22 protein-coding genes are annotated in these 21,549 nt (G+C 61.8%); 7 read left to right on the forward strand and 15 right to left on the reverse strand.

The features are described 5' to 3' along the window. Positions 1-34 precede the first annotated feature (34 nt). Entirely contained in the window at positions 35-739 is a 705-nt protein-coding gene (locus AC1RTP_RS21505; protein WP_498610284.1) for a hypothetical protein, read from the forward strand. Here the strand turns inward: AC1RTP_RS21505 and AC1RTP_RS21510 are convergent. Together AC1RTP_RS21510 and AC1RTP_RS21515 are read right to left on the reverse strand one after the other, a co-directional pair. Continuing rightward, positions 715-1,317, reverse strand: a complete 603-nt coding sequence (locus tag AC1RTP_RS21510; protein ID WP_498610286.1) for an energy transducer TonB — start codon at positions 1,315-1,317, stop codon at positions 715-717. The two genes, AC1RTP_RS21505 and AC1RTP_RS21510, sit on opposite strands and share 25 nt — an antisense overlap. A 1-nt stretch (position 1,318) precedes the next feature. Next, positions 1,319-2,245, reverse strand: a complete 927-nt coding sequence (locus tag AC1RTP_RS21515) for a histone deacetylase family protein (protein WP_498610288.1) — start codon at positions 2,243-2,245, stop codon at positions 1,319-1,321. Between the two features lie 75 nt (positions 2,246-2,320). On the opposite strand from AC1RTP_RS21515, the gene AC1RTP_RS21520 reads away from it, so the two are divergent. The 5 genes from AC1RTP_RS21520 to AC1RTP_RS21540 all read left to right on the forward strand — a co-directional run bounded on the left by AC1RTP_RS21520 (position 2,321) and on the right by AC1RTP_RS21540 (position 7,939). Beyond that, positions 2,321-3,241, forward strand: a complete 921-nt coding sequence (locus AC1RTP_RS21520) for an AAA family ATPase (RefSeq protein WP_498610290.1) — start codon at positions 2,321-2,323, stop codon at positions 3,239-3,241. 4 nt (positions 3,242-3,245) lie between these two features. After that, on the forward strand, positions 3,246-4,226 hold the full coding sequence (locus tag AC1RTP_RS21525) for a DUF58 domain-containing protein (protein WP_498610292.1): 981 nt from the start codon (positions 3,246-3,248) through the stop codon (positions 4,224-4,226). Then, positions 4,223-6,241 carry a transglutaminase TgpA family protein gene (locus AC1RTP_RS21530; RefSeq protein WP_498610294.1) on the forward strand — a complete coding sequence of 673 codons (2,019 nt, stop codon included), beginning with the start codon at positions 4,223-4,225 and terminating at the stop codon, positions 6,239-6,241. The genes AC1RTP_RS21525 and AC1RTP_RS21530 overlap by 4 nt, the downstream gene beginning before the upstream one ends. Then, positions 6,238-7,347: a lytic murein transglycosylase B gene (gene mltB, locus AC1RTP_RS21535; RefSeq protein WP_498610296.1), complete on the forward strand. Its 1,110-nt coding sequence runs from the start codon at positions 6,238-6,240 to the stop codon at positions 7,345-7,347. Before AC1RTP_RS21530 ends, mltB begins: the two co-directional genes overlap by 4 nt. 247 nt (positions 7,348-7,594) lie before the next feature. After that, the gene (locus AC1RTP_RS21540; protein WP_130314953.1) at positions 7,595-7,939 is read left to right on the forward strand and encodes a hypothetical protein; all 345 of its coding nucleotides are present in this window, start codon (positions 7,595-7,597) and stop codon (positions 7,937-7,939) included. 53 nt (positions 7,940-7,992) lie between these two features. Here AC1RTP_RS21540 and cysM read toward each other — a convergent pair whose 3' ends face one another. Next, on the reverse strand, positions 7,993-8,895 hold the full coding sequence (gene cysM, locus AC1RTP_RS21545) for a cysteine synthase CysM (protein WP_498610298.1): 903 nt from the start codon (positions 8,893-8,895) through the stop codon (positions 7,993-7,995). A 24-nt stretch (positions 8,896-8,919) separates the two neighbouring features. Next, on the reverse strand, positions 8,920-9,480 hold the full coding sequence (locus AC1RTP_RS21550; protein ID WP_498610300.1) for a GNAT family N-acetyltransferase: 561 nt from the start codon (positions 9,478-9,480) through the stop codon (positions 8,920-8,922). 64 nt (positions 9,481-9,544) lie between these two features. Between AC1RTP_RS21550 and AC1RTP_RS21555 the strand changes: the two genes are divergently transcribed. Then, positions 9,545-11,260, forward strand: coding sequence for an FAD-dependent oxidoreductase (locus AC1RTP_RS21555; protein ID WP_498610302.1), 1,716 nt, complete (start codon positions 9,545-9,547; stop codon positions 11,258-11,260). On the opposite strand, the gene AC1RTP_RS21560 is transcribed toward AC1RTP_RS21555, so the two are convergent. From AC1RTP_RS21560 to aroA, 11 genes are all read right to left on the reverse strand, one after another. After that, the gene (locus AC1RTP_RS21560; protein WP_498610304.1) at positions 11,253-11,744 is read right to left on the reverse strand and encodes a CPBP family glutamic-type intramembrane protease; all 492 of its coding nucleotides are present in this window, start codon (positions 11,742-11,744) and stop codon (positions 11,253-11,255) included. The genes AC1RTP_RS21555 and AC1RTP_RS21560 overlap by 8 nt on opposite strands. Next, entirely contained in the window at positions 11,744-13,078 is a 1,335-nt protein-coding gene (locus tag AC1RTP_RS21565; RefSeq protein ID WP_498610306.1) for a M20/M25/M40 family metallo-hydrolase, read from the reverse strand. The genes AC1RTP_RS21560 and AC1RTP_RS21565 overlap by 1 nt, the downstream gene beginning before the upstream one ends. 105 nt (positions 13,079-13,183) lie before the next feature. After that, on the reverse strand, positions 13,184-13,498 hold the full coding sequence (locus AC1RTP_RS21570) for a ComEA family DNA-binding protein (RefSeq protein WP_498610308.1): 315 nt from the start codon (positions 13,496-13,498) through the stop codon (positions 13,184-13,186). 99 nt (positions 13,499-13,597) lie between these two features. After that, entirely contained in the window at positions 13,598-14,566 is a 969-nt protein-coding gene (locus AC1RTP_RS21575) for an OmpA family protein (protein WP_498610309.1), read from the reverse strand. Positions 14,567-14,740: 174 nt separating this feature from the next. After that, a complete protein-coding gene (gene rfaE1 / locus AC1RTP_RS21580; protein WP_498610311.1) occupies positions 14,741-15,667 on the reverse strand; it encodes a D-glycero-beta-D-manno-heptose-7-phosphate kinase in 927 nt (308 codons plus the stop codon). Position 15,668: 1 nt separating this feature from the next. Beyond that, complete coding sequence (gene lapB, locus AC1RTP_RS21585) at positions 15,669-16,844, reverse strand: lipopolysaccharide assembly protein LapB (RefSeq protein WP_498610313.1); 1,176 nt, start codon at positions 16,842-16,844, stop codon at positions 15,669-15,671. A gap of 7 nt (positions 16,845-16,851) precedes the next feature. Beyond that, a complete protein-coding gene (locus AC1RTP_RS21590) occupies positions 16,852-17,157 on the reverse strand; it encodes a LapA family protein (protein ID WP_498610315.1) in 306 nt (101 codons plus the stop codon). A gap of 179 nt (positions 17,158-17,336) precedes the next feature. After that, positions 17,337-17,642 (reverse strand): integration host factor subunit beta, encoded by a 306-nt coding sequence (locus tag AC1RTP_RS21595; RefSeq protein WP_057260302.1) that lies wholly within the window; start codon positions 17,640-17,642, stop codon positions 17,337-17,339. Positions 17,643-17,658: 16 nt separating this feature from the next. After that, positions 17,659-19,335 (reverse strand): 30S ribosomal protein S1, encoded by a 1,677-nt coding sequence (gene rpsA / locus AC1RTP_RS21600; RefSeq protein WP_090441252.1) that lies wholly within the window; start codon positions 19,333-19,335, stop codon positions 17,659-17,661. A gap of 77 nt (positions 19,336-19,412) precedes the next feature. Then, the gene (gene cmk / locus AC1RTP_RS21605; protein WP_498610317.1) at positions 19,413-20,081 is read right to left on the reverse strand and encodes a (d)CMP kinase; all 669 of its coding nucleotides are present in this window, start codon (positions 20,079-20,081) and stop codon (positions 19,413-19,415) included. Between the two features lie 128 nt (positions 20,082-20,209). Next, positions 20,210-21,541, reverse strand: a complete 1,332-nt coding sequence (gene aroA, locus AC1RTP_RS21610) for a 3-phosphoshikimate 1-carboxyvinyltransferase (RefSeq protein ID WP_498610319.1) — start codon at positions 21,539-21,541, stop codon at positions 20,210-20,212. Between the last annotated feature and the right edge of the window lie 8 nt (positions 21,542-21,549).

The following is a 21,549-nucleotide window of genomic DNA, read 5'->3' on the forward strand; positions in this document are numbered from 1 at the left end:
CTATTTGCAATTCTTATAACTTTACTTCTACCACATGAGAATCGCTTCCCTGCTCCTGGCCCTTGCGCTGGCGCCAGCGGCGGCCCAGGATTCCCCTGAGCCGACAGTCGAAGTATCCAACGTACGCGATCCCGCCTTCAAATCGTACCGCCTGATGCTGAGCGGCGTCGAAGCCTTTGAGAAGAATCGTACTCTCGCGCCGCAAGGCGTGCTGCGTTTTCAGCTTCTGCCGGACCAGGGAGTCAACACCAAGGGGCTCGAACTGCGCATCGTCGGCGACAGCAACGCGATCCCGGTGGCGCTTGACGAGCAGCTGACCTTCTCATTGCCGCATGACGCGACCGCCGCCGTCGACGATGCCGACCTGCGCACCAACCGCAAACGCGGCGCCGTGCGCTGGGCGCCCGAGGTCCGCACACCCGGCCTGCCGCATGACCGGCGCCGCCTGGGCGATGTACGACTGGAATGCAAGGTGTTCTGGACCATCGGACGCGAAGACAGCAGCGTCCTGCTGCGCGCCATGTTTTCCGCCAGCCGCGATCCATGCAATTCGACGAATGCAAAGTGGATCGAAGAGACATTGCAGCCGCTGGGCAGCGCCCAGCTGCGCGAGGGCGACCGGGTACAGGCGCTGAAGGTGGCAAAAAACCGCCTGGGGTATGACGTCCCGCTGCGCGACAAGAACTGGAGCGACGAGGCCGTGATCGAGCTGACCTACCTCAACACCGCCCAGCCATAAGAAGTATCGGTGCGCGCACCGGCGGCCTTGGGCGGAATGCCGAAACGGCAGGTTTGCAGCCACTCCACCGCGTCGCGCGCCACCACCGGCTCGAACTGGCGCGCCTCGGCCGCCACGCGCTGCGCCTTGCCGTCGGCATCGACCAGGAAGCGCAGCTTGATGGCGGCCCGGCCGTCCTCCCGCCGGTCAAAATTATCGTAACGCAGGAAATGGCGCGAACGGGCGCAGCTTCCCGGCAGCAGCGTGGGGCGCAGCGGCGCCGGGCCTTCCAGCGTCCACGCGTATTGAACCGGGAATTCGGTGCCTTCGCGCGCCGCTTCCAGGCCAGGCTTGAATCGGCAGCGCGCAAGGCCGGCCAGCGCGGCCTGGTCCAGGATGCTCCAGCCGCTGCCCTGCGTCACCTGCACATTGCGCACGGCGCCGTCTTTGCCGATCTGGAATTGCAGCGTGGTCGTGCCTTCGATTTCGTAGCGCAACGCTTCGCGCGGCCATTCGGGCACCGTGCAGCTGGCCGGCGTGACCAGCGACTGATAAGGAAACGCGCTGGCCCCGGCCAGCGCAATCAACAACGACAGCATCTCAGATTTCCGCCAGCGCCTTTACATGGGCGACCACGCTGCGGCCCAGCGCGGACAAGTTATAGCCGCCTTCCAGGCAGCTGACGATGCGGCCTTGCGCGTGCTGGCGCGCGACCTCCATCACCTGCTGCGTCATCCAGGCGTAATCGGCTTCCACCAGCCCCATGCCGCCCAGGTCGTCTTCGCGGTGGGCATCGAAACCGGCGGAGATGAAAATCATCTGCGGCTTGAAGGCATGCAGTGCGGGCAGCCACTTCTCCTGCACCAGCGCGCGTACCGTATCACCTTTGGAGCCGGCCGGCACCGGCACGTTGACGCGGTTCGGCGTCTCCGGCAGCACTTCGCAATACGGATAGAAAGGATGCTGGAAGAAGCTGACCATCAGCGCACGCGGCTCGTTGAGCAGGGCTTCTTCCGTGCCATTGCCGTGGTGGACGTCGAAATCGACCACCGCCACGCGCTCAAGGCCGCGCACGTCGAGCGCATGCTTGACCGCGATTGCCACATTATTGAACAGGCAGAAGCCCATCGGCTCCGTGGGGCGCGCATGGTGGCCCGGCGGGCGCACGGCGCAAAAGGCATTATCGATTTCGCGGTCGATCACCGCATCGGTGGCCGCAATCGCAGCGCCGGCCGCACGCCGCGCCGCATTCCAGCTATGGACATTGAGCGAGGTGTCGCCATCGATCGGGTAGTAATCGCCGGCGGCCGGCAGGTTATCGCGCACGATGCCGATCGCATTGGCCGTGTGGTTGCGCGCAATCGATTCGACTTCGGCCAGCGGCGCATCGCGGTGTTCCAGCAAGTCGTCGATGTGGGCGTTGATCAACTGGTCGGCAATGGCTTGCAGGCGCGCCGGGCATTCGGGATGCCAGTCGCCCATCTCGTGGCGCTGGCAGTCTGGATGACTGTAAATAGCTGTGCTCATGAATCGCGTTTCTCGCATAGAATGCGTCTAATCTACCACGCGGCGGCAGGCCCACCAAACCAACGTACCAAAACCATGTTCACCAAATTACACGCCGTAGCAGCCCAGGTCGGCCAGGTCATCGTCGGCAAGGAATTGCAGGTGCGCCAGTCGCTGACCTGTTTGCTGGCTGGCGGCCACTTATTGCTTGAAGACTTGCCGGGCGTCGGCAAGACGACGCTGTCGCATGCCCTGGCGCTGTCGCTGGGCCTGCAGTTCAACCGTATCCAGTTCACCAGCGACCTGCTGCCGGCCGATGTGGCCGGCGTTTCGATTTATGAACGCGAGCTGAACGCCTTCAGCTTCCACCCCGGCCCGATCTTCACGCAAGTGCTGCTGGCCGATGAAATCAACCGCGCCACGCCGAAAACCCAATCCGGCCTGCTGGAAGCGATGGAAGAACGCCAGGTCTCGGCCGATGGCGTCACGCGTCCGCTGCCCGAGCCGTTCTTCGTGATCGCGACGCAGAACCCGACGCACCAGGTAGGCACCTTCCCGTTGCCCGAATCGCAGCTGGACCGCTTCCTGATGTGCATCTCGCTCGGCTACCCCGATGCTGCCGCCGAGCGCGCGCTGCTGATGGGCGAAGACCGCCGCCAGATGCTCAAGCACCTGGCGCCGGCCATGACACCGGCCGAACTTTTCGCCGCACAGCAGTCGCTGCGCCAGATCCACGCCTCGCCGGCCCTGATCGATTACGTGCAAGCCCTGGCGCAAGCCTCGCGCCAGAACGGTTTCTTCGCCGAAGGCCTGAGCCCGCGCGCCGCGCTGGCCCTGCTGCAGGCCGCCCGTGCCTGGGCCGCCCTGGAAGGCCGCGACCACGCGATGCCGGAAGACGTGCAAGCCGTGCTGGTGCCGGTGTGCGCGCACCGCCTGCGTCCGCTCAAGTCTTCGCACGGCACCGCGCTGGCCAGCCGCGACCTGGTGCTGCAGCTGCAAAAGTCCGTCCCGGTTTAAGTCCATGCTTGCCGCAACGCGGAGATGGCTGCGAGGCTGGATCTTCCAGCTGAAGGAAAAAGAACCGGGCGAAGTGCTGCTGGTGATGCGCCGCGTCTTCATCCTGCCCACCAAGCCCGGCATCGCCTTTGTCGGCCTGCTCCTGATCATGCTGATTGGCTCGGTCAACTACAACCTGGGCCTGGGTTTCGTGCTGACCTTCTTCACCGGTTCCTGCGCCCTGGTCGACATGTATTTGACGGCCAAGAACCTGGCCTTCCTGCGCCTTGTGCCGGGCCGCGCCCAACCGGTATTCGCCGGCGCCGAAGCCCAGTTTGAACTGCATCTACGCAATGACACGCCGCGCGACCGCTACGCCGTCTGGCTGGGATTCCAGGACGAGGGCGAGCCGCGCCAGGCGGTCGACGTGACTTCCGGCGGCAGCGCCGCGGTGGTGCTTTCGCGGCCGACGAAAGAACGCGGCTGGCTGACCGCCCCGCGCGTGCGCCTGTTCACGCGCTTTCCGCTTGGCCTGTTCGGCGCCTGGGCTTATTGGCAGCCTGACCTGAAAGTATTGGCCTACCCGCAGCCGGAAGTGTCGGCGCCGCCCCTGCCTACCAGCGGCGCCGCGCGCGAAGACGGCTACGGTACCGTAGGACTGGATAATTTCTCCGGCATCCGCAACTACCAGCCCGGCGACCCGATGCGCCACCTGGCCTGGCGCCAGATCGCGCGCCTGCATCCGGCCGATGGCGGCCACCTGGTGAGCAAGCATTTCGAAGGCGGCGCCGTGTCCGACCTGCTGCTGGACCTGAACGCGCTGCCGCCCATGCTCGATATCGAAGTGCGCCTGTCCCGCCTTGCAGCCTGGGTACTGGAAGCGGAGCGGCGCGCCCTGCCCTATGCCCTCAACGTGGGGCATCGCGAAATCGCACAAGGACTGGGCGAAGTCCATTGCGCCGAATGCCTGCGCGCCCTGGCCCTGTACGGCAAGGAGGGAACATGATCGCCCGCCTCTCCAAAATCGCCGGCCCGCTCACGCGCGACAAGTCGGATACCTTGCTGCTCCTGCTGGCGTCGGTCATGGTGCTGTTCCCGCACTTCGGCCACCTGCCGTCCTGGACTTCGGCCACCGTCAGCCTCACCTTGCTCTGGCGCGCCGCCATCACCATGCGCGGCAGCCGCCTGCCGCCGATCTGGCTGCTGCTGCCGGTGTCGCTGCTGGCGATGGGCGGCGTCTACCTGAGTTTTCGCACCCTCCTGGGACGCGAGCCGGGCGTCACCATGCTTACCCTGCTGCTCACCTTCAAGCTGCTGGAAATGCACGCGCGGCGCGACCTGTTCGTGGTGATCTTCCTGTCCTTCTTCCTGCTGCTGACGAACTTCTTCTACTCGCAAACGATTACCACCGCGCTGGTGATGGTGGCCACCATCATCGTGCTGCTGACAGCGCAGATCACCTTCCAATATACCGGCGCCGTACCGCCGCTGGCCAAGCGCCTGAAGCTGGCGGGCCGCGTGTTCCTGGTCGCCGCGCCGCTGGGCGTTCTGCTGTTCATCGGCTTTCCGCGCATCCAGGGCCCGCTGTGGGGCTTGCCGGGCGATGCCGCCAGCGGTTCCAGCGGCATGTCCGACACCATGTCGCCCGGCTCCATGACCAGCCTCGCCCTGTCGGAGGAAGTAGCCTTCCGCGTCAATTTCAGCGGCGGCGCGCCGCTGCAGCAGCAGCTTTACTGGCGCGGTCCCGTGCTAAGCCGCTACGACGGCCGTACCTGGACGCGCATTGGGCAGCCGCAATCGCCGCGCAAAATGGTGATGCTGGAACGGCAGCTCACCTGGTCTGGCCCGTCCTATTCTTATGAAGTAACGCTGGAGCCGGGCCGCCGCCAATTCCTCTTCATGCTGGAATTGAGCGAGCCGCTGGCCAACGTCGAAGGCGCAAATACGACTTACAGTGACGAACTGGAACAACTGGTGCAGGCCAATAGCGACAAGCGCCTGCGCTACGACGGCGTGGCCCATCCCGCCTACTACGCGCAAGCCGGCCTGGACCCGGAAGCGCTGCAAACCTGGCTGCAGCTGCCGCAAGGCTTTAACCCGCGCACCCTGCGCTATGCCGCGCAGATCCAGGCCCTGCGCGCAGAAAAGGGCGACGATATCGCCATCGGCGCCGTGCTGGCCAACTTCCGCGACAACTTCGAATACACGCTGGAGCCGGACCGTCTGGGGCACGACGCGGTTGACGAATTCCTGTTCGATACGCGCAAGGGCTTCTGCGAACACTTCTCCAGCGCCTTTGTCTACATCATGCGCGCAGCGGGCCTGCCGGCGCGCGTGGTGAACGGCTACCAGGGCGGCGAACGTAATCCGGTCGACGGCTACTACACCATTCGCCAGTCCGACGCCCACGCCTGGAGCGAAGTCTGGCTCGGCCCCAAGCGCGGCTGGACGCGCTTCGACCCGACCGCCGCAGTGGCGCCGGAACGCATCCGCAGCAGCCTGGCGCAAACCCTGCCGCAAGAAGCGCCTTTCGGCCTGCAAGGGTTAGCTAACCTGGCGCGTGACCAGAATTCCTGGCTGGCAAAGATGCGTTTTGGCATCAGTGCTGTCAATAATGCTTGGAATCAATGGATCCTCGACTACAATCCAAGCAGGCAGGAAAATTTCCTTAAGGAACTGGCCGCCGCCTTTGGCGACTGGCGCTTGCTGGCCTCCCTGGCCGCCTGCGCCGCGCTGGCACTGCTGGCCAAACAGCGCTGGGCACTGCACAAACGCGATCCCGTCGATACCGCCTATCTCGCCTTCTGCCGCCAACTGGCGCGGCATGGCGTGACGAAAGCGCCGGACGAAGGGCCGCTGAGCCTGTCCCATCGCGTGCGGCAACTAAAACTGCCGCAGGAGAAAATAGCTGCCATGATCCAATTCCTGGAGCTGTATGGCGCACTCAAATATGGCGCACCGAAAGCGCAAAAAGATAACCCGGCCGCTCGGCTGAATAGTTTGCTCAAGCAATCCCGATGACACTCTTTAAAAAATTACCCACTTCCCTGCTGGCGATGGCTTGCCTTGGCATCGCCCTGCCGCCCGCCGCCGATGCGGCGCCGCGCAAGCCAGCCAAAGTCAAAAAAGCAGCTCCGAAAAAACCGGCCATCGATTACAGCGGCGAGTTCGTCAACTTCGGCCAATGGAAAGAAGTGCAGCAGTTCATGGGCGATATGGAACAGAAGCACGGCGTGCCCGTCGCCGAATCCGAGAAGCTCTTCCTCGAGTTGCGCTATATCGACTCCGCCGTGCAGCTGATGAAGCCGGCGCCGCCGGGCAAGCCGAAAAACTGGCAGGCCTACAGCTCGCGTTTCATCGAGCCGAAACGCATCGCCGCCGGCGTCGAATTCTGGAATGCAAACCGCGATATGCTGGCGCGCGCCGAAACGCTGTATGGCGTGCCGGCCGAAATCATCGTCGGCATCATCGGCGTGGAAACCATCTATGGCCGCGACATGGGCAAGTTCCGTGTGCTGGACGTGCTGGCGACGCTGGCCTTCGCCTACCCGCTGACACCGAACCGCGATGCGCGCATGGAATTCTTCCGCAGCGAACTGGAAGCGACCATCATGTCGGCGCGCCAGACCGGGCTTGATCCGCTGTCGCTGGTGGGCTCATACGCCGGCGCAGTCGGCATGCCGCAATTCATGCCTGGAAATATCACCAAGCTGGGCGTGGACTTCGACAAGGACGGCAAGGTCGACCTGCGCAACTCGCCTGCCGATGCGATTGGCAGCGTGGCCAACTTCCTGGTTGCGCACGGCTGGAAACGAGACGACCCGGCAACGCTGGCCTACCCGGCAACGGTATCGCCCGAGCGGGCCTGGGAGAAATATATTGGCACCGGACTGGAAGCCCAGTACACCGGGGAAGCCTTGCTGGCCGACGGCGTACATCCGGCAGTCGACCTACCGCCCGGCCTGTATGGCCTGGTCGATTTGCAGAACGGTTCGGAGCCTACGGAATACTGGGTTGGCAGCAATAACTTCTTCTCAATCACAAAGTACAACCGAAGTTATTTCTATGCCATGTCGGTGGTCGAACTGGGGAAAGCGATAAAGCTTTCAATGAAGGAAACAATGTAACGGGTTGTAACTTGTGTGATAAGCAAGAGAACAGAATTACCATAACACAAAAATTAGGGTAGAATTCTCTCAGAATGTTGCGATAGGACAACGCGTTTCGAGAGCAATATACTATTTTTTGTTGCACGCAAGTACTGCTGACCGCACTGTTGTACAATTGTGTATATATTATGAAACTTGTTAAACAGGAATCCGTTTTCGGATTGAGGGTCGTTAGCAGGACAACTTTAGAGAAGGAACAGAGGACATGACCAACCAAGTCGGTAATGATATGAACAACGAGTCGGAAGGCGATGATCTGCTGCAGTACAACCCGAACCGCCTGCTCGACACCCTGATCGAAAACCTGCGCCTGAAAAACGATGCGGCCCTGTCGCGCGCTCTGGAAGTCGCACCGCCTGTGATCTCCAAGATCCGCCACCACCGCCTGCCGGTTGGCGCATCGTTGCTGATCCGCATGCACGAGGTTTCCGACCTGAGCATCCGTGACCTGCGTTACCTGATGGGTGACCGTCGCAATAAGTTCCGCATCAGCGACAAGCAGTTCAAGCCAAAAGAAGGCGCCGGCGGCTCGACCGAAAACAAGGGCTAAGTTTTAGTCCTGGTTTTACCCTCCCCGCCCGGGGAGGGTGAGTACCGCTGTGCTTAAGCCGGGAACACCCCGGTGGAGAGATAGCGGTCGCCGCGATCGCAAACGATGAACACGATCGTCGCGTTTTCCACTTGCTGCGAAATGCGCAGCGCAATCTCACAAGCGCCTGCTGCCGAAATCCCGCAGAAGATGCCTTCCTCCGCAGCCAGGCGGCGAGCCATGCGCTCCGCAGCAGCCTGCGACACATATTCCACCTGATCCACTCGCGCCTTGTCGTAAATCTTCGGCAGGTAGGCTTCCGGCCATTTGCGGATGCCAGGAATCGACGAACCCTCTTCCGGCTGCGCGCCGATGATGCGGATATCTTCGTTCTTCTCTTTGAGGAACTGCGACACGCCCATGATGGTACCGGTAGTGCCCATGGCGGAAACGAAGTGGGTCACGCGGCCTTCGGTATCGCGCCAGATTTCCGGACCAGTGCTCTCGTAGTGGGCGCGCGGGTTGTCGCCGTTGGCAAACTGGTCGAGGATGATGCCCTTGCCGTCCTTCTGCATCTGGTCCGCCAGGTCGCGCGCATATTCCATGCCGCCGGTCTTTGGCGTCAGGATGATTTGCGCACCGTAGGCGGCCATGCTCATGCGGCGTTCTTCGCTCAGGTTCTCAGGCATCAGCAGGACCATCTTGTAGCCGCGGATCGCAGCGGCCATGGCCAGCGCAATGCCGGTATTGCCGCTGGTCGCTTCAATCAGGGTGTCGCCCGGCTTGATCTGGCCGCGCTCTTCGGCGCGGCGCAGCATCGACATGGCAGCGCGGTCCTTGACCGAACCAGCCGGATTGTCGCCTTCCAGCTTGCCGAGGATGATGTTGCCGCGGGCAGCCGCTTCAGCGCCAGGAATGCGCACCAGCTGCACCAGCGGGGTGTTACCGATGGTATCGGCGATTGTCTTGTATGCCATGTTTCCTGCTTTGCGATTGTTCTGTCAAACGGCCATTCTATCCGCTTCGGCGGCGAGCTGCAGTGACATGAACACATATCCATGGCTTTCGCCGTCGATCCGGAACATATCGCCGATCTCGCCGGTCTGCACGAAACCGCATTTGCGATACAGGGCGCGGGCCGGTGCATTACCCGCCAAAACCTCCAGGTCTATCCATTCCAGGCCTTGTTCGCGCGCCCAGGCGGCCACCGTCGCCACCATCGCGGCGCCCAGGCCTTCGCGGCGCGCGGCGCGGTGCACGCCCATGCCCAGCAGGCAGCGGTGGCGGGCCGCAGCCTCGGGACGCGAGCGCAGGTCGATGTGGCCGATGATTTCGTCCTCCCGCACGGCGACCCAGACGCGGCGCCAGCCCTGCTGGCCGAAGCTGGCCTGCAGGCCGGTGCTGAAGCCATTCGCTTTCTCAGGCGGGAAGCCGGCGCTGGTGCGCGGCATGGGCTGGAACAAGGGAGCGCCATCGCGCCCGTTATCGAGCAGGTGGTCGTTCAGGTAATGAAAGAAGGCGGCCAGTTCTTCGAATTCCAGCGGCCGGATGATAAAGGTCATGGCAGATCATAACAGGGGCTGGAATTGCATTAAACTGCATTCATTACGACAGGAGCCCTACCCCATGAGCGAATCTGAAGTCATCTCCGTGCCATCCTCTCTGGAGAGCCGCCGGCACCAGGTGAACCCCGTGCTGACCGAGCAGGAAATCAAGCGCCTGCACCGCTTTGGCACCGTGCGCCAATATGCGCGCGGCGTGCGCATTCTCGAAGCGGGCCATACCTGCTTTGGCCTGATCATCCAGCTGAAAGGCAGCATCACCATCTGCAAATACGATGGGCTGGGTAATTCAGAATTCCTGGCCGAACACGGCCCCGGCGAATTTACCGCTGAGGTATCGCAGCTGTCCGGCCGCCCTTCCCTGGTCAACGCCACGGCGAAGGATGATGTCGAAGTGCTGGAAGTTACGCCGGAAAACCTGCGCGCCCTGGTGATCGCGGAAGCGGAACTGGGCGAGCGCATTGTGCGCGCCCTGATCCTGCGCCGCGTAGGCTTGCTGGAACGCGAAGGCGGCGGCCTGGTTCTGGTTTCCCCGCCGGGCAACGCAGCCTTGTTCCACCTGCGCTCCTTCTTGAGCAGCAATGGCTACCCTTACCGCATCCTCGATCCGAAGGACGACGAGCAGGCGCAGGCCCTGTGCGACTACTACCAGCCCGGCCCGGACGACTGGCCGCTCGTAGTATGTCCGGACGGCGTGGTGAAGATGAACCCGAGCAACGCCGAAATCGGCTACTGCATTGGCCTGCTGCCGGATATCGATACCGAAAAGCTGTGGGATGTGGTGGTGGTTGGCGCAGGTCCCGCCGGCCTGGCGACCTCCGTGTATGCAGGCTCGGAAGGCTTGTCCGTGCTGGCACTTGAGCAGCGCGCCTACGGCGGGCAAGCCGCAGCCAGCGCCCGCATTGAGAATTACCTTGGCTTCCCCACCGGCGTTTCCGGCCGCGCCCTGGCCGGCCGCGCCTTCGTGCAAGCGCAAAAGTTTGGCGTGGAAGTAGCAATCCCCGCTCCCGCAACGCGCCTATTGTGCGACAGCTGGCCGCTGCGCGTGGAAATTGCAGAGGGCCAGATGGTTCGCGCCAAGACCGTGGTGCTGGCCAGCGGCGCGCGCTACAAGCGCCCTGCCCTCGACAACATCAGCGAATTCGAAGGACGCGGCATCTACTTCTGGGCCTCGCCAATCGAGGCCAAGCTGTGCAAATCGGAGGAAGTCGTGCTGGTCGGCGGCGGCAACTCGGCCGGCCAAGCGGCAGTCTTCCTCGCGGGCCATGCCTCCAAGGTGCATATGGTGATCCGCGGCGAGGGCCTGAAGTCCACCATGTCCACCTACCTGATCGACCGCATCAAGGCCACGCCGAATATCGAGCTGCACACGCACACCGAGATCGTCGCGCTGGAAGGCAATGACGACGGCCTGTCGCGCGTAACTTTCCGCTGCAAGGACACTGGTGAAGTCGACAGCTGCGACGTGTGCCGCCTGTTCCTGTTCATCGGCGCCGACCCGAATACGGCGTGGCTGGCCGACTGCGGTGTGGAAGTCGATGCGCAAGGCTTCATCCGCACCGGCTTCGACGCAGTCAAGGACCAGTGCCGCGCCAAGATGACCCTGGCCGACGCACCGCAGCGCGCACCGCTGGAGACCAGCGTGCCGGGTGTGTTTGCGATTGGCGACGTGCGTTCAGGGTCCACCAAGCGCGTTGCGGCTGGTGTCGGTGAAGGCGCAGCCGTGGTTTCGCAGATCCACGCCTTCCTCGCCAACCTGCCGGTCGAGCAGGTCAGTTGAATCCCAGCGCGATCCCGGCGATCGCGAGGGTGTTGTTCACGCAATGGCACGCCCAGGCCGCGGCAAATGCCCGGCCTGGACCCTTGTCACGGAATTGCAGGTAGATTGTCGCCAGCATCACGCCAAACACAAGAGTAATCACGCCTTGCAGCGCACCGCCGCCACCCAGCATATGACCGCAGCCGAACACGGCTGCACTAGTAAGCAGACTGACTATCGAAGGCGCGCCAAGGCGGCGCAAAAGCTCAATTGGCAGCCACTGGGCCACAGCCGTTTCGAAGACTGGCGCCCAGACGCTCGCCATAAATGAGATCAGCCACAAATTGTTTGTGGAGAAAAGACGATCCGCCGCTAAAGGCTCATCGGTCGGCGGCGTACCAAGCAGCAGCGTCAGGGAAACCTGTCCAATGACAAATGCAACCATCCCCGCAAGTCCGCCGGCGAGCACGGGACGCTGCGCAAAACTTGCCAACCTGGCGTGCATTAGCGCAGCGGCGTCGGATAAGCGGCGGGACTGACGTTCCCGTCCTTGTCCACCGCCTGGATGCCGAAGAAGAAGTTGTCCTTCGACAGGCTGATCTTCGCGTCGCTCACGTTGCCGACGAAGAGGCTGGACTGCCAGTCGGCGGCCGTGGTCTCGCGCCAGACGATGCGGTAGCCGGCGATGTCCGGCTCCTTGTTTGCCTGCCAGACGAAGGCCGTATCGTTTTCCAATTCCTTGGTGCGCACCTGCACCTTGGCCGGTGCAGCGGGCGCATTGGCCAGGGTCGCCAGCGCCGCAGCATTCACGCGCGCCACTTGGGCGATGTAATTGAAATCGTCGAACTCCGACAAATCACCATAGACCTTGCCGTTCTCGGTGCGCAGGTTCTGGTGCTGGTGGCTGAAGTCTTCCGCCGGTTCGGTGAAGCGCAGCGCTGCGTAGCCGCGTTCCAGGAAAGGCATGTGGTCGCCGCCGCGCAGGTAGCGGTCACGACGCTGGATCACATTCACTTTAAAGCCTGGCACATAGCGCTCGCCCTGCTCTTTCACATGGCGCGCCAGCTGGCGGGAAAGGGAATCGTTTTCGCCTCCGGTGGACACCAGCATGCGCGTGGTCTCGCTGGCTTCCTTCTCGATCGGCAGGCCCTCGGCAAACAGTCGCACAGACTTGCCATTGCTGTTGCCATGCTCGTCGTGCGAGCTGCCGATGATGTCGTTGGTGAACATGCCGGCGATGTTGACGCCCTTTTCCTTCGCCTGCTCCGCATAGTGACGCGCGCCGAGCAAGCCTTGCTCCTCGCCGGCGACAGCCATGAAGACCAGGGTCGCGTCGAATTTGTACTTGGCCATGACGCAGGCCATTTCGATCACGGCGGCAGTTCCGGAGGCATCATCGTTGGCGCCGGGTGCATCGCCTTTGGCGTCCATGATGTCGCTGTTGCGCGAGTCATAGTGGCCGCTGACCACGTAGACGCGGTCTTTCGATTCGGCTTGCGCGCCGGGCAAGTTGGCGACGACGTTCACTACTTCAGTCGGTCGGCTGATGCGGGCGGAGATGGGTGCGATATGGCTATCGAAGGCGACCTGCAATTTACCCGCGCCGCAGCGCTCCATCTCGGACTTAATCCAGCGCCGCGCAGCGCCAATACCGACGGTCTCTGATTCGGTATCAGACATGGTGTGGCGGGTCTTGAAGCTTACCAACTTGCGGATATTGGCTTCGATGCGCTGCGGCGATATCTCAGCGACGATCTTTTCGACTTGCGGCTGGCGGCGTTCAGTGTCCGGCGCGGCCGCCATGGCGTTGGCGGAGGCCGCAGCGATTGCCGCGGCCATGAGGGTGGATTTGCAATTAGCCATTGTGTAAGCAGGCGTCCCTAGTCGTTGGTGTTCCATCTTAACGAAAGGCAGCGCCTGCCGCAAACGGCTCGCTGCGAAAGCTTATTTCTTCTTCATGCTTTCTTTATGTGGTGCAGGAGCCCCGCCTTCGCGCGGCTTGCCGTTGACCATCAGCCCTGCCTCCGACAGTTTGATGGCGTTCTTCTCGCCGATGCCTTTGACGCGCTGCTCAAGGTCCGCCCAGTCCTTGAACTCCCCTTTTGCGCGTTCAGCCAGGATGGCCTTGGACTTGGCCGGGCCGATACCCTTAACGCTATCGAGTGCGGCCGCATCGGCCTTGTTGACATCAACCTGGGCGAACGCCATGCCCATGCAAGCTACGAGGGTTGCGACGGCGAGCAGCAGTTTCCTGATCATGATTGCCTCCAAATGTGGACACGAGAAGACCTCGTCCCGACACAACGCCCCGCGCGCCGCCCGGCTGACACGGACGGCCCGGGGTTTGAGGCAGATCAATCAACGCACAACTAATTCAACACGACGGTTCTTTGCGCGGCCTTCATCGCTGGCATTGCTCGCCACCGGCGCCATATTCGCCACGCCCTTCGGTAGCATGCGATTGGCAGGGATGCCGTATTTGGAGGCCAACGCATCGGCCACGGCCTGCGCACGCTTCTGCGACAGCGTCAGGTTGGCTTCGAATTCACCCTGGTCGTCGGTATGGCCGACGATGAAGACCTTCATCTTCGGCTGAGCCTGCAAGGCCTTGGCCATCTGCTCCAACTGTTCGCCAGACTGCTCGCGGATGACCGCCTTGTTGGTATCAAAGGTCACGCCATACAAGGCCACCTTGCCATCGCGCTGCAAGCCGTCCTGGATGGCGCGCGTGTCGACAGTCACCTTGCCGCCCTCCATCACGGTAGGCTCAACGATCTGCACGAACTGGCGAATACGCTGGTACTCGGCAAATTCGCTCAGACCGACCTGGACATAGGTATTGCCGCCCGGACCGGCCTTGACCGCGCTAAGCAGGTGAAAGCGCGGCTGGTTGGAGCTATTGAACATATTGCTGACGAAGGGATTGAATTCTTTCCAGTTCGCTTCGCGCGGCCACTCCTGCACCAGGCGCTGGGTGTTGGCCTTCTCGCACTGATCGGTCTCGCAGGCGTACAAGACCTTAAAGCCGGCAGCGCTCAATGCCTGCTGATAGTTGCGGTAGATTTCAAGCGCGCTGCGGCCCTTCGGTCCCCAATAGAAGCGGTTGGCAGTCTTGCCTTCCACCTTGCGCAGGACAGGCTTGCCCGCTTCGGTATCGACGACCTGGGCCGGCCCCAGGTTTTCACCGCCGACCATATAGAGCATGGAGCCCTCATAGCGGTGCAGCAGCGGATGGTCGCTGCCGCCGGCGATGTCTTTAGAGAAGTTGGGTTGTGCGTGGGCTTGCAATGAGACTGCGGCAAGCAGGGAAAGGATGAGCAGGCGCATGGCAATTTGGGAAGGATGGATGGATTGCCAATATAGCAAAGTTCCCCTCCCGCCCGCGCCGGTAATCGTATCTGCCAATTACCATGAAAGTCGGGGTCAGGTCGAGCAAACGGACACGGGCTCAGCTGCTGCGCAGCTGAGCCCGTGTCCGTTTGCTCGACCTGACCCCGACTTTTAGGCGAATAGTTCGTCGCGGGTGACAGTGGCGGTGCCGAGCTTGCCGACGACGATGCCGCCGGCGCGGTTGGCGGTTTCGACGGCTTCTTGCCAGCCGGCGCCGGAACCGAGCATGGCGGCCATGGTGGCGATCACGGTGTCGCCTGCGCCGGAGACGTCGAACACTTCGCGGGCGCTGGCCTGGACGTTGAAGATACCTTCGTCAGTGAACAGGGTCATGCCTTCTTCCGAGCGGGTCAGCAGCAGTGCGTCCAGCGACAGTTCGGCACGCAGGTTCTGGGCTTTGGTGATCAGCTGTTCTTCGCTATTCCAGGAGCCGACGATGCGTTTCAGTTCCGATTTGTTCGGGGTCAGCACGGTGGCGCCTTTGTACGGCGAGAAGTCGTCGCCTTTCGGGTCGACCATCACGATCTTGCCGGCGGCGCGGGCGGTGGCGATCATTTCGGATACGTCGACCAGGCCGCCCTTGTTGTAGTCGGACAGTACGATCACGTCGTATTCCGGCAGCAGTGTCTTGAACTGCACCAGCTTGTTGCGCAGTACGGCGTCGCTTGGCGGTTCTTCGAAGTCGATGCGCACCATTTGCTGCTGGCGGCCGATCACGCGCAGCTTGATGATGGTGGAGATGGCGTTGTCGTGCTTCAGGTAGCTGTGGATGCCGCCGCTTTGCAGCAGCTGTTCCACTTCGGTGCCCGCTTCGTCGGCGCCGACGATGCCAAGCAGGCCGGCGTGCGCGCCCAGGGCTGCGGCGTTGCGTGCGACGTTGGCTGCGCCGCCCAGGCGGGCTTCGCGGCGTTCGATGCGCACCACGGGAACAGGGGCTTCCGGCGAGATGCGGCTGACATCGCCGAACCAGTAGCGGTCCAGCATGACGTCGCCGGCGACCAGGATGCGTACTTTATCGAGTGCGGGGGCTTTGCTCATATCAGTTCATTACGTTGAGTTCTTCGGTGCGGCGCGGCGGGTAGGAATCCCAGCGGCTGCAGCCCGGGCAGTGCCAGTAGAACTGGCGCGCTTTGAAGCCGCAGTGGCTGCATTGGTAGCGGGCCAGCTTTTGCGTGTAGCCGTGCACCAGGTTCTTCACCATCGACAGTTCGGACAGCACGGCGGCCGGCGCGTCCATCATGCGCGCTTCCAGCAGCTTGTCGAGACCGAGCAGCGTCGGGGTGCGGCGCAACTCGTCGATCACCAGCTGTTTGGCGGTTTCCACGCCTTCCAGTTCGATGACGGCCTTGAACACTACTTCCAGCAGGTCGATCGAGGAGGCTTGCTCCAGGTAGGATTTCAGCAGGCTGACGCCTTCCTGCGGGCGGCCCACCTTGCGGTAGCCATCCATCAGGCGCGTTGCCACCAGCGCGGTGTGCGGCACGGATTGCTGTTCGACGCGGCGCCACATGGTGAGCGCGGCTTCGGTGTCGCCCTTGGCCAGCAAGGCGTCGCCGCACAGGATGGTGGCGCGCACGCTGGAACGGTCGGCTTGCAGGGCCTTTTCCAGCAAGGCTTCCGCTTCTTCAGGCTTCATGTGCACCAGCGCGTCTTGCGCCAGCTCGCAGTAGAACTGGGAGATCTCTTTTTGGCGCGAACCGGCGCCGGCATCCTGCAGCGCCAGCGCTGCATCGATGGCGCGCTGCCATTCCTTTTCGCGCTGGTAGATTTCCAGCAGGGCTTTGCGGCCTTGCACGGCGTAGGAGGTGTCGAGCAGGCGCGTGTAGGTCTCTTCGGCGCGGTCCAGTAGGCCGGCTTTCAGGTAATCCTGGCCCAGCTCATACTCGGCGTGGGCGCGCTGTTCGGCCGGCAGGTCGGGACGCGACAAAAGGTTCTGGTGCACGCGGATGGCGCGTTCCGTCTCGCCGCGGCGGCGGAACAGGTTGCCTAGCGCGAAGTGCATGTCGGCCGTTTCCGGGTCGAGCTTGACGATCTCGATAAAAGAGTCGATCGCCTTGTCCGGCTGGTCGTTCAGCAAGTGGTTCAGGCCACGGAAGTAGCCGCGCGGCAGGGTGCGCGATTCGGATACCACGGCGCGGATATCGACGCGGGCGGCGATCCAGCCAAGGGTGAAGAAAGCTGGGATGCCCAGCAGCCACCAGAATTCAAATTCCATATTTTTCTTAGTGCTGGGTGTTGATGCTGTCCGGCAGCGGGCGCTCGTTCACTTGCATGGCCGCGCTTTGCAGGGATTGGATAGTGGATTTCTGCTTGTTCGATTCGCGGCGTTGGCGGAACAAGGTTGGGGTGAGTGCAAGGAAGCACAGTGCGGCGCCGGCCACGAAGAAGGCCAGCAGCATCAGCACCAGCGGGCCGCGCAGCTCGTAATTCAGGAACAGGTGCAGGTCGACTTCCTGCGTGTTTTTTAACGCAAAACCAAAGAACAGGACAAACAGGACAACGCCGAAGGCGGTTGAAATAAATTTCATTGTCGGTTCCAAATTTTAAAACCGGTAGACCGATGTCTGACCCGCAGGGTCAGACACCTGTCATGCGGCTGTCGCGGGCCCAGTGTCTGACCCTGCGGGTCTGACACTGGTTTACCGGTTCTATACAACAAAAAAGGGGCAGGCAAATGCCCGCCCCTTCATTCTACTGTGCCAGAGACTCAGTCCTCAATGATCGGTTGCCCGACCATCGCATCGACCCGCTCGCGCAGCTGCTTGCCAGGCTTGAAGTGAGGCACCCGTTTTTCAGGGACCATCACTTTGTCGCCGGACTTGGGATTGCGTCCAATGCGTGGCGGCCGCGAATTCAGGGCAAAGCTGCCAAAACCACGGATCTCGATGCGCTGGCCTTCAGCCAAGGCGTTGGTCATCGCATCGAGAATGGTCTTGACGGCATACTCCGCATCTTTGGCCACCAGCTGAGAGTAACGCTCAGCCAGGCGGTTGATCAATTCGGACTTAGTCATCTAAGTGCTCGGTAGATTAGTTCTTGTTGTCGAACTTGGCTTTCAGCAGCGCGCCCAGGCTGGTGGTGCCGGAAGCGGCGCTGGAGTCAGCAGCCATCTTCGACATCACTTCAGCGGTGTCCGCGTTGTCTTTAGCTTTGATCGACAGCTGGATCGAACGTGCCTTGCGATCGATGTTGATCACCAGGGCTTCCACGGAATCACCAACCTTCAGGTGGGTGCCGGCATCTTCCACGCGGTCGCGGGAGATTTCGGAAGCGCGCAGGTAGCCTTCAACTTCTTCGGACAGCTGGATCACGGCGCCTTTTGGCTCAACCGACTTAACGGTACCGGTTACCAGGGAGCCCTTGTCGTTCATGGCTGCGAAGTTGTTGAATGGATCGCCTTCCAGTTGCTTAACGCCCAGGGAAACGCGCTCACGCTCAACGTCGATTGCCAGAACAACGGCTTCCAGTTCGTCACCTTTCTTGAACTTGCGTACGGCTTCTTCGCCGGACTCGGTCCAGGACAGGTCGGACAGGTGCACCAGGCCGTCGATGTTGCCTGGCAGGCCGATGAACACGCCGAAGTCGGTGATCGACTTGATTGCGCCTTTGACTTTATCGCCCTTCTTGTGGGTCATGCCGAAGTCGTCCCAAGGGTTTGCCTTGCACTGCTTCATACCCAGGGAGATACGACGACGCTCTTCGTCGATTTCCAGGACCATGACTTCAACTTCGTCGCCCAGTTGAACGACTTTGTTAGGAGCCACGTTCTTGTTGGTCCAGTCCATTTCGGACACGTGAACCAGGCCTTCAATGCCTTGTTCAACTTCAACGAACGCACCGTAGTCGGTCAGGTTGGTGACTTTACCGAACAGGCGGGTGCCTTGTGGGTAACGACGGGACAGACCGGTCCAAGGATCGTCGCCCAGTTGCTTCACGCCCAGGGACACACGGTTCTTCTCTTGATCGTACTTCAGGACCTTAGCGGTGATCTCTTGACCAACGGTCAGGACTTCCGAAGGGTGACGCACGCGGCGCCATGCCAGGTCGGTGATGTGCAGCAGGCCGTCGATGCCGCCCAGGTCAACGAACGCACCGTAGTCGGTGATGTTCTTGACGACGCCGGTAACCACGGTGCCTTCTTTCAGGGTTTCCATCAGCTTCTGACGCTCTTCGCCCATCGAAGCTTCGATGACGGCGCGGCGGGACAGAACCACGTTGTTACGCTTGCGGTCCAGCTTGATAACCTTGAACTCGAGGGTCTTGCCTTCGAATGGGGTGGTGTCTTTAACTGGACGGGTGTCTACCAGCGAACCTGGCAGGAAAGCACGGATGCCGTTGGTCAGAACGGTCAGGCCGCCCTTGACTTTGCCATTGACGGTACCAACGACGATCTCGCCGGATTCCATTGCTTTTTCCAGTGCCAGCCACGATGCCAGGCGCTTAGCCTTGTCACGGGACAGGATGGTATCGCCGAAACCATTTTCCAGCGATTCGATGGCCACGGAAACGAAGTCGCCTACTTTGACTTCCAGTTCGCCTTGGTCATTCTTGAATTCTTCAACAGGAATGAAAGCTTCCGATTTCAGGCCGGCGTTAACGATCACAAAGTTGTGGTCCAGACGCACGACTTCAGCGGAGATCACTTCGCCAGAGCGCATGTCTTGACGCGACAGGGACTCTTCGAAGAGGGCTGCAAAACTTTCCATTATTTATTTCCAGGTTAGCCAGTAAGGCCCGCGATGTGCGGCTTCAACTGGGTTGAGGGTTGAACAAAAACAGCTATTTATTTATGGGCAGCGGCCCACCATTTCAACACCTGCTCGGTCGCTTCATCAGCGTTCATTTCAGATGTATCGAGGAGGAAAGCACCCTCTGCTGGCGCCAGCGGCGCAATGGCCCGGTTCATATCCCGGTCGTCGCGCGCTTTCAAATCCATCAGCAGGTCTTGCATACTAGCAGAAATTCCCTTTCCGATCAATTGCTTATAGCGACGATCGGCGCGCGCTTCCACGGAAGCGGTCAAAAACACCTTCAGGGGGGCGTGCGGGAAGATAACGGAGCCCATGTCGCGGCCGTCGGCGACCAGGCCTGGGGTCTTGCGGAAGCTCAGCTGCAGGCCGAAAAGCGCCTGGCGTACGGCTGGCAGTGCGGCGATTTTTGATGCAGTATTGCCAACTTCTTCGGCGCGGATCGCGTCGGTGACGTTTTCTTGCGACAAGTAAATGGCGTCGCCGGCGAAGTGGATGTTCAGGTGCTCGGCCAGCTTGGCCAGGGCGTGCTCATCGTTCAGGTTGGTTTCGCGGCGCAGGGCTTGCAATGCGGTGAGGCGGTACAGCGCGCCGGAATCGAGGAGGTGGAAGCCAAGCTTGTCCGCGACCTTGTGGGCCACGGTGCCCTTGCCGCTAGCGGTCGGGCCGTCGATGGTGATGACTGGGATGTTCGATGTTGGCATAAGTTTAATGTTTAAACCGGTACCCCAGTGTCAGACCCGCAGGGTCAGACACTTGCCTGCGGCCGCCGCAGACCAGTGCCTGACCCTGCGGGTCAGGCACTGCTTTACCGGTTTTGATCGGCTAAAAGTTAAACGCTACCACGCTTCGCGATCGACGCGAACGCGGCAAAATACTCAGGGAAGGTCTTGGCGACGCATTTTGGATCATTAATCCGAACCTTGGCGCCCTGGCGGATATAACCATCCAGCGACGCCAGCGAGAAGCACATGGCCATGCGGTGGTCATCATAGGTGTCGATGGCAGCCGGCTGCAGGACGGCAGGCGGGGTGACGGACAACCAGTCAGCCCCCTCCTCCACCGTCGCGCCCAGCTTGCGCAGCTCAGTCGCCATGGCCGACAAGCGGTCAGTCTCCTTCACGCGCCAGGAAGCGATATTGCGCAGGGTCGTCGTGCCTTCCGCATACAGCGCAGCGACAGCAATCGTCATCGCCGCATCCGGAATATGGTTGAAGTCCATGTCGACGGCCTTCAGCGGGCCGGAGGCGCTGGCCTCAATCCAGTTATCGCCCATGACGATGGTCGCGCCCATCTGCTCCAGCGCCTGCGCAAAGCGCACGTCGCCCTGGATCGAATTGTTGCCCACGCCCTGCACCCGCACCGGGCCACGGCCTATCGCGCCGGCAGCCAGGAAATAGGAGGCGCTGGATGCGTCGCCTTCAACGTGAATGGTGCCCGGGCTCTTGTACGTCTGCCCCGCCGGAATGGTGAACGAAGACCAGCCATCCTGCTCAACAACGCCGCCAAAGCGGCGGATCAGGTTCAGGGTGATCTCGATATAAGGCTTGGAAATCAGCTCCCCTTCCACGTCAATGGTCACAGCATGATCGCGTGCCATCAGCGGCGCTACCATCAGCAGGGCGGTCAGGAATTGGCTCGACACATCGCCGCGCACGGACAGGCGCTGCGACTTGAACTCGCCGGTGCGGATGTGCAGCGGCGGGTAGCCTTTGTTCAGGGTGTATTCGATATCGGCGCCGGCGGCGTTCAGCGCGTCCACCAGGTCGCCGATCGGGCGCTCGTGCATGCGCGGCACGCCGTGCACCTTGTAGTCGCCGCCGATCACGGCAAGGGCTGCGGTCAGCGGGCGGATCGCGGTGCCGGCATTGCCCATGAACAGGTCTGCCGTGCGTTGCGGCCAGCTGCCTTTCACGCCGTTGACGACGTGTATGGTGCTTTCGCCTTCGCGGTGTTCGGTCCATTCCACGCCCAGCGAGCGCAGTGCGGACAGCATCACGGCGGTATCGTCGGATGCCAGCAGGTCGATGACGCGGGTCTCGCCTTCGGCCAGAGCGGCCAGCAGCAGGATGCGGTTGGAGATGGATTTCGAGCCTGGCAGGCGTACGGTGCCCTGTGCTTGGGCGACCGGCAGCAGGTCGAGGTGGTGCGGATAATCAGTCATGCGTGTTC

The organism is Pseudoduganella sp. GW821-FHT11H04, assembly GCF_058807935.1.

Excerpts from the sequence above, each read along its gene's own strand:
- AC1RTP_RS21595 (WP_057260302.1), bottom strand. The coding sequence starts at position 17,642 with ATGACTAAGTCCGAATTGATCAACCGCCTGGCTGAGCGTTACTCTCAG.
- AC1RTP_RS21515 (WP_498610288.1), bottom strand. The coding sequence starts at position 2,245 with ATGAGCACAGCTATTTACAGTCATCCAGACTGCCAGCGCCACGAGATG.
- rfaE1 (WP_498610311.1), bottom strand. The coding sequence starts at position 15,667 with ATGAGCAAAGCCCCCGCACTCGATAAAGTACGCATCCTGGTCGCCGGC.
- AC1RTP_RS21570 (WP_498610308.1), bottom strand. The coding sequence starts at position 13,498 with ATGATCAGGAAACTGCTGCTCGCCGTCGCAACCCTCGTAGCTTGCATG.
- AC1RTP_RS21510 (WP_498610286.1), bottom strand. The coding sequence starts at position 1,317 with ATGCTGTCGTTGTTGATTGCGCTGGCCGGGGCCAGCGCGTTTCCTTAT.
- rpsA (WP_090441252.1), bottom strand. The coding sequence starts at position 19,335 with ATGGAAAGTTTTGCAGCCCTCTTCGAAGAGTCCCTGTCGCGTCAAGAC.
- AC1RTP_RS21575 (WP_498610309.1), bottom strand. The coding sequence starts at position 14,566 with ATGCGCCTGCTCATCCTTTCCCTGCTTGCCGCAGTCTCATTGCAAGCC.
- cmk (WP_498610317.1), bottom strand. The coding sequence starts at position 20,081 with ATGCCAACATCGAACATCCCAGTCATCACCATCGACGGCCCGACCGCT.
- AC1RTP_RS21550 (WP_498610300.1), bottom strand. The coding sequence starts at position 9,480 with ATGACCTTTATCATCCGGCCGCTGGAATTCGAAGAACTGGCCGCCTTC.
- AC1RTP_RS21555 (WP_498610302.1), top strand. The coding sequence starts at position 9,545 with ATGAGCGAATCTGAAGTCATCTCCGTGCCATCCTCTCTGGAGAGCCGC.
- AC1RTP_RS21530 (WP_498610294.1), top strand. The coding sequence starts at position 4,223 with ATGATCGCCCGCCTCTCCAAAATCGCCGGCCCGCTCACGCGCGACAAG.
- AC1RTP_RS21540 (WP_130314953.1), top strand. The coding sequence starts at position 7,595 with ATGACCAACCAAGTCGGTAATGATATGAACAACGAGTCGGAAGGCGAT.
- AC1RTP_RS21590 (WP_498610315.1), bottom strand. The coding sequence starts at position 17,157 with ATGAAATTTATTTCAACCGCCTTCGGCGTTGTCCTGTTTGTCCTGTTC.
- lapB (WP_498610313.1), bottom strand. The coding sequence starts at position 16,844 with ATGGAATTTGAATTCTGGTGGCTGCTGGGCATCCCAGCTTTCTTCACC.
- cysM (WP_498610298.1), bottom strand. The coding sequence starts at position 8,895 with ATGGCATACAAGACAATCGCCGATACCATCGGTAACACCCCGCTGGTG.
- AC1RTP_RS21520 (WP_498610290.1), top strand. The coding sequence starts at position 2,321 with ATGTTCACCAAATTACACGCCGTAGCAGCCCAGGTCGGCCAGGTCATC.
- AC1RTP_RS21525 (WP_498610292.1), top strand. The coding sequence starts at position 3,246 with ATGCTTGCCGCAACGCGGAGATGGCTGCGAGGCTGGATCTTCCAGCTG.
- AC1RTP_RS21560 (WP_498610304.1), bottom strand. The coding sequence starts at position 11,744 with ATGCACGCCAGGTTGGCAAGTTTTGCGCAGCGTCCCGTGCTCGCCGGC.
- AC1RTP_RS21565 (WP_498610306.1), bottom strand. The coding sequence starts at position 13,078 with ATGGCCGCGGCAATCGCTGCGGCCTCCGCCAACGCCATGGCGGCCGCG.
- mltB (WP_498610296.1), top strand. The coding sequence starts at position 6,238 with ATGACACTCTTTAAAAAATTACCCACTTCCCTGCTGGCGATGGCTTGC.
- AC1RTP_RS21505 (WP_498610284.1), top strand. The coding sequence starts at position 35 with ATGAGAATCGCTTCCCTGCTCCTGGCCCTTGCGCTGGCGCCAGCGGCG.
- aroA (WP_498610319.1), bottom strand. The coding sequence starts at position 21,541 with ATGACTGATTATCCGCACCACCTCGACCTGCTGCCGGTCGCCCAAGCA.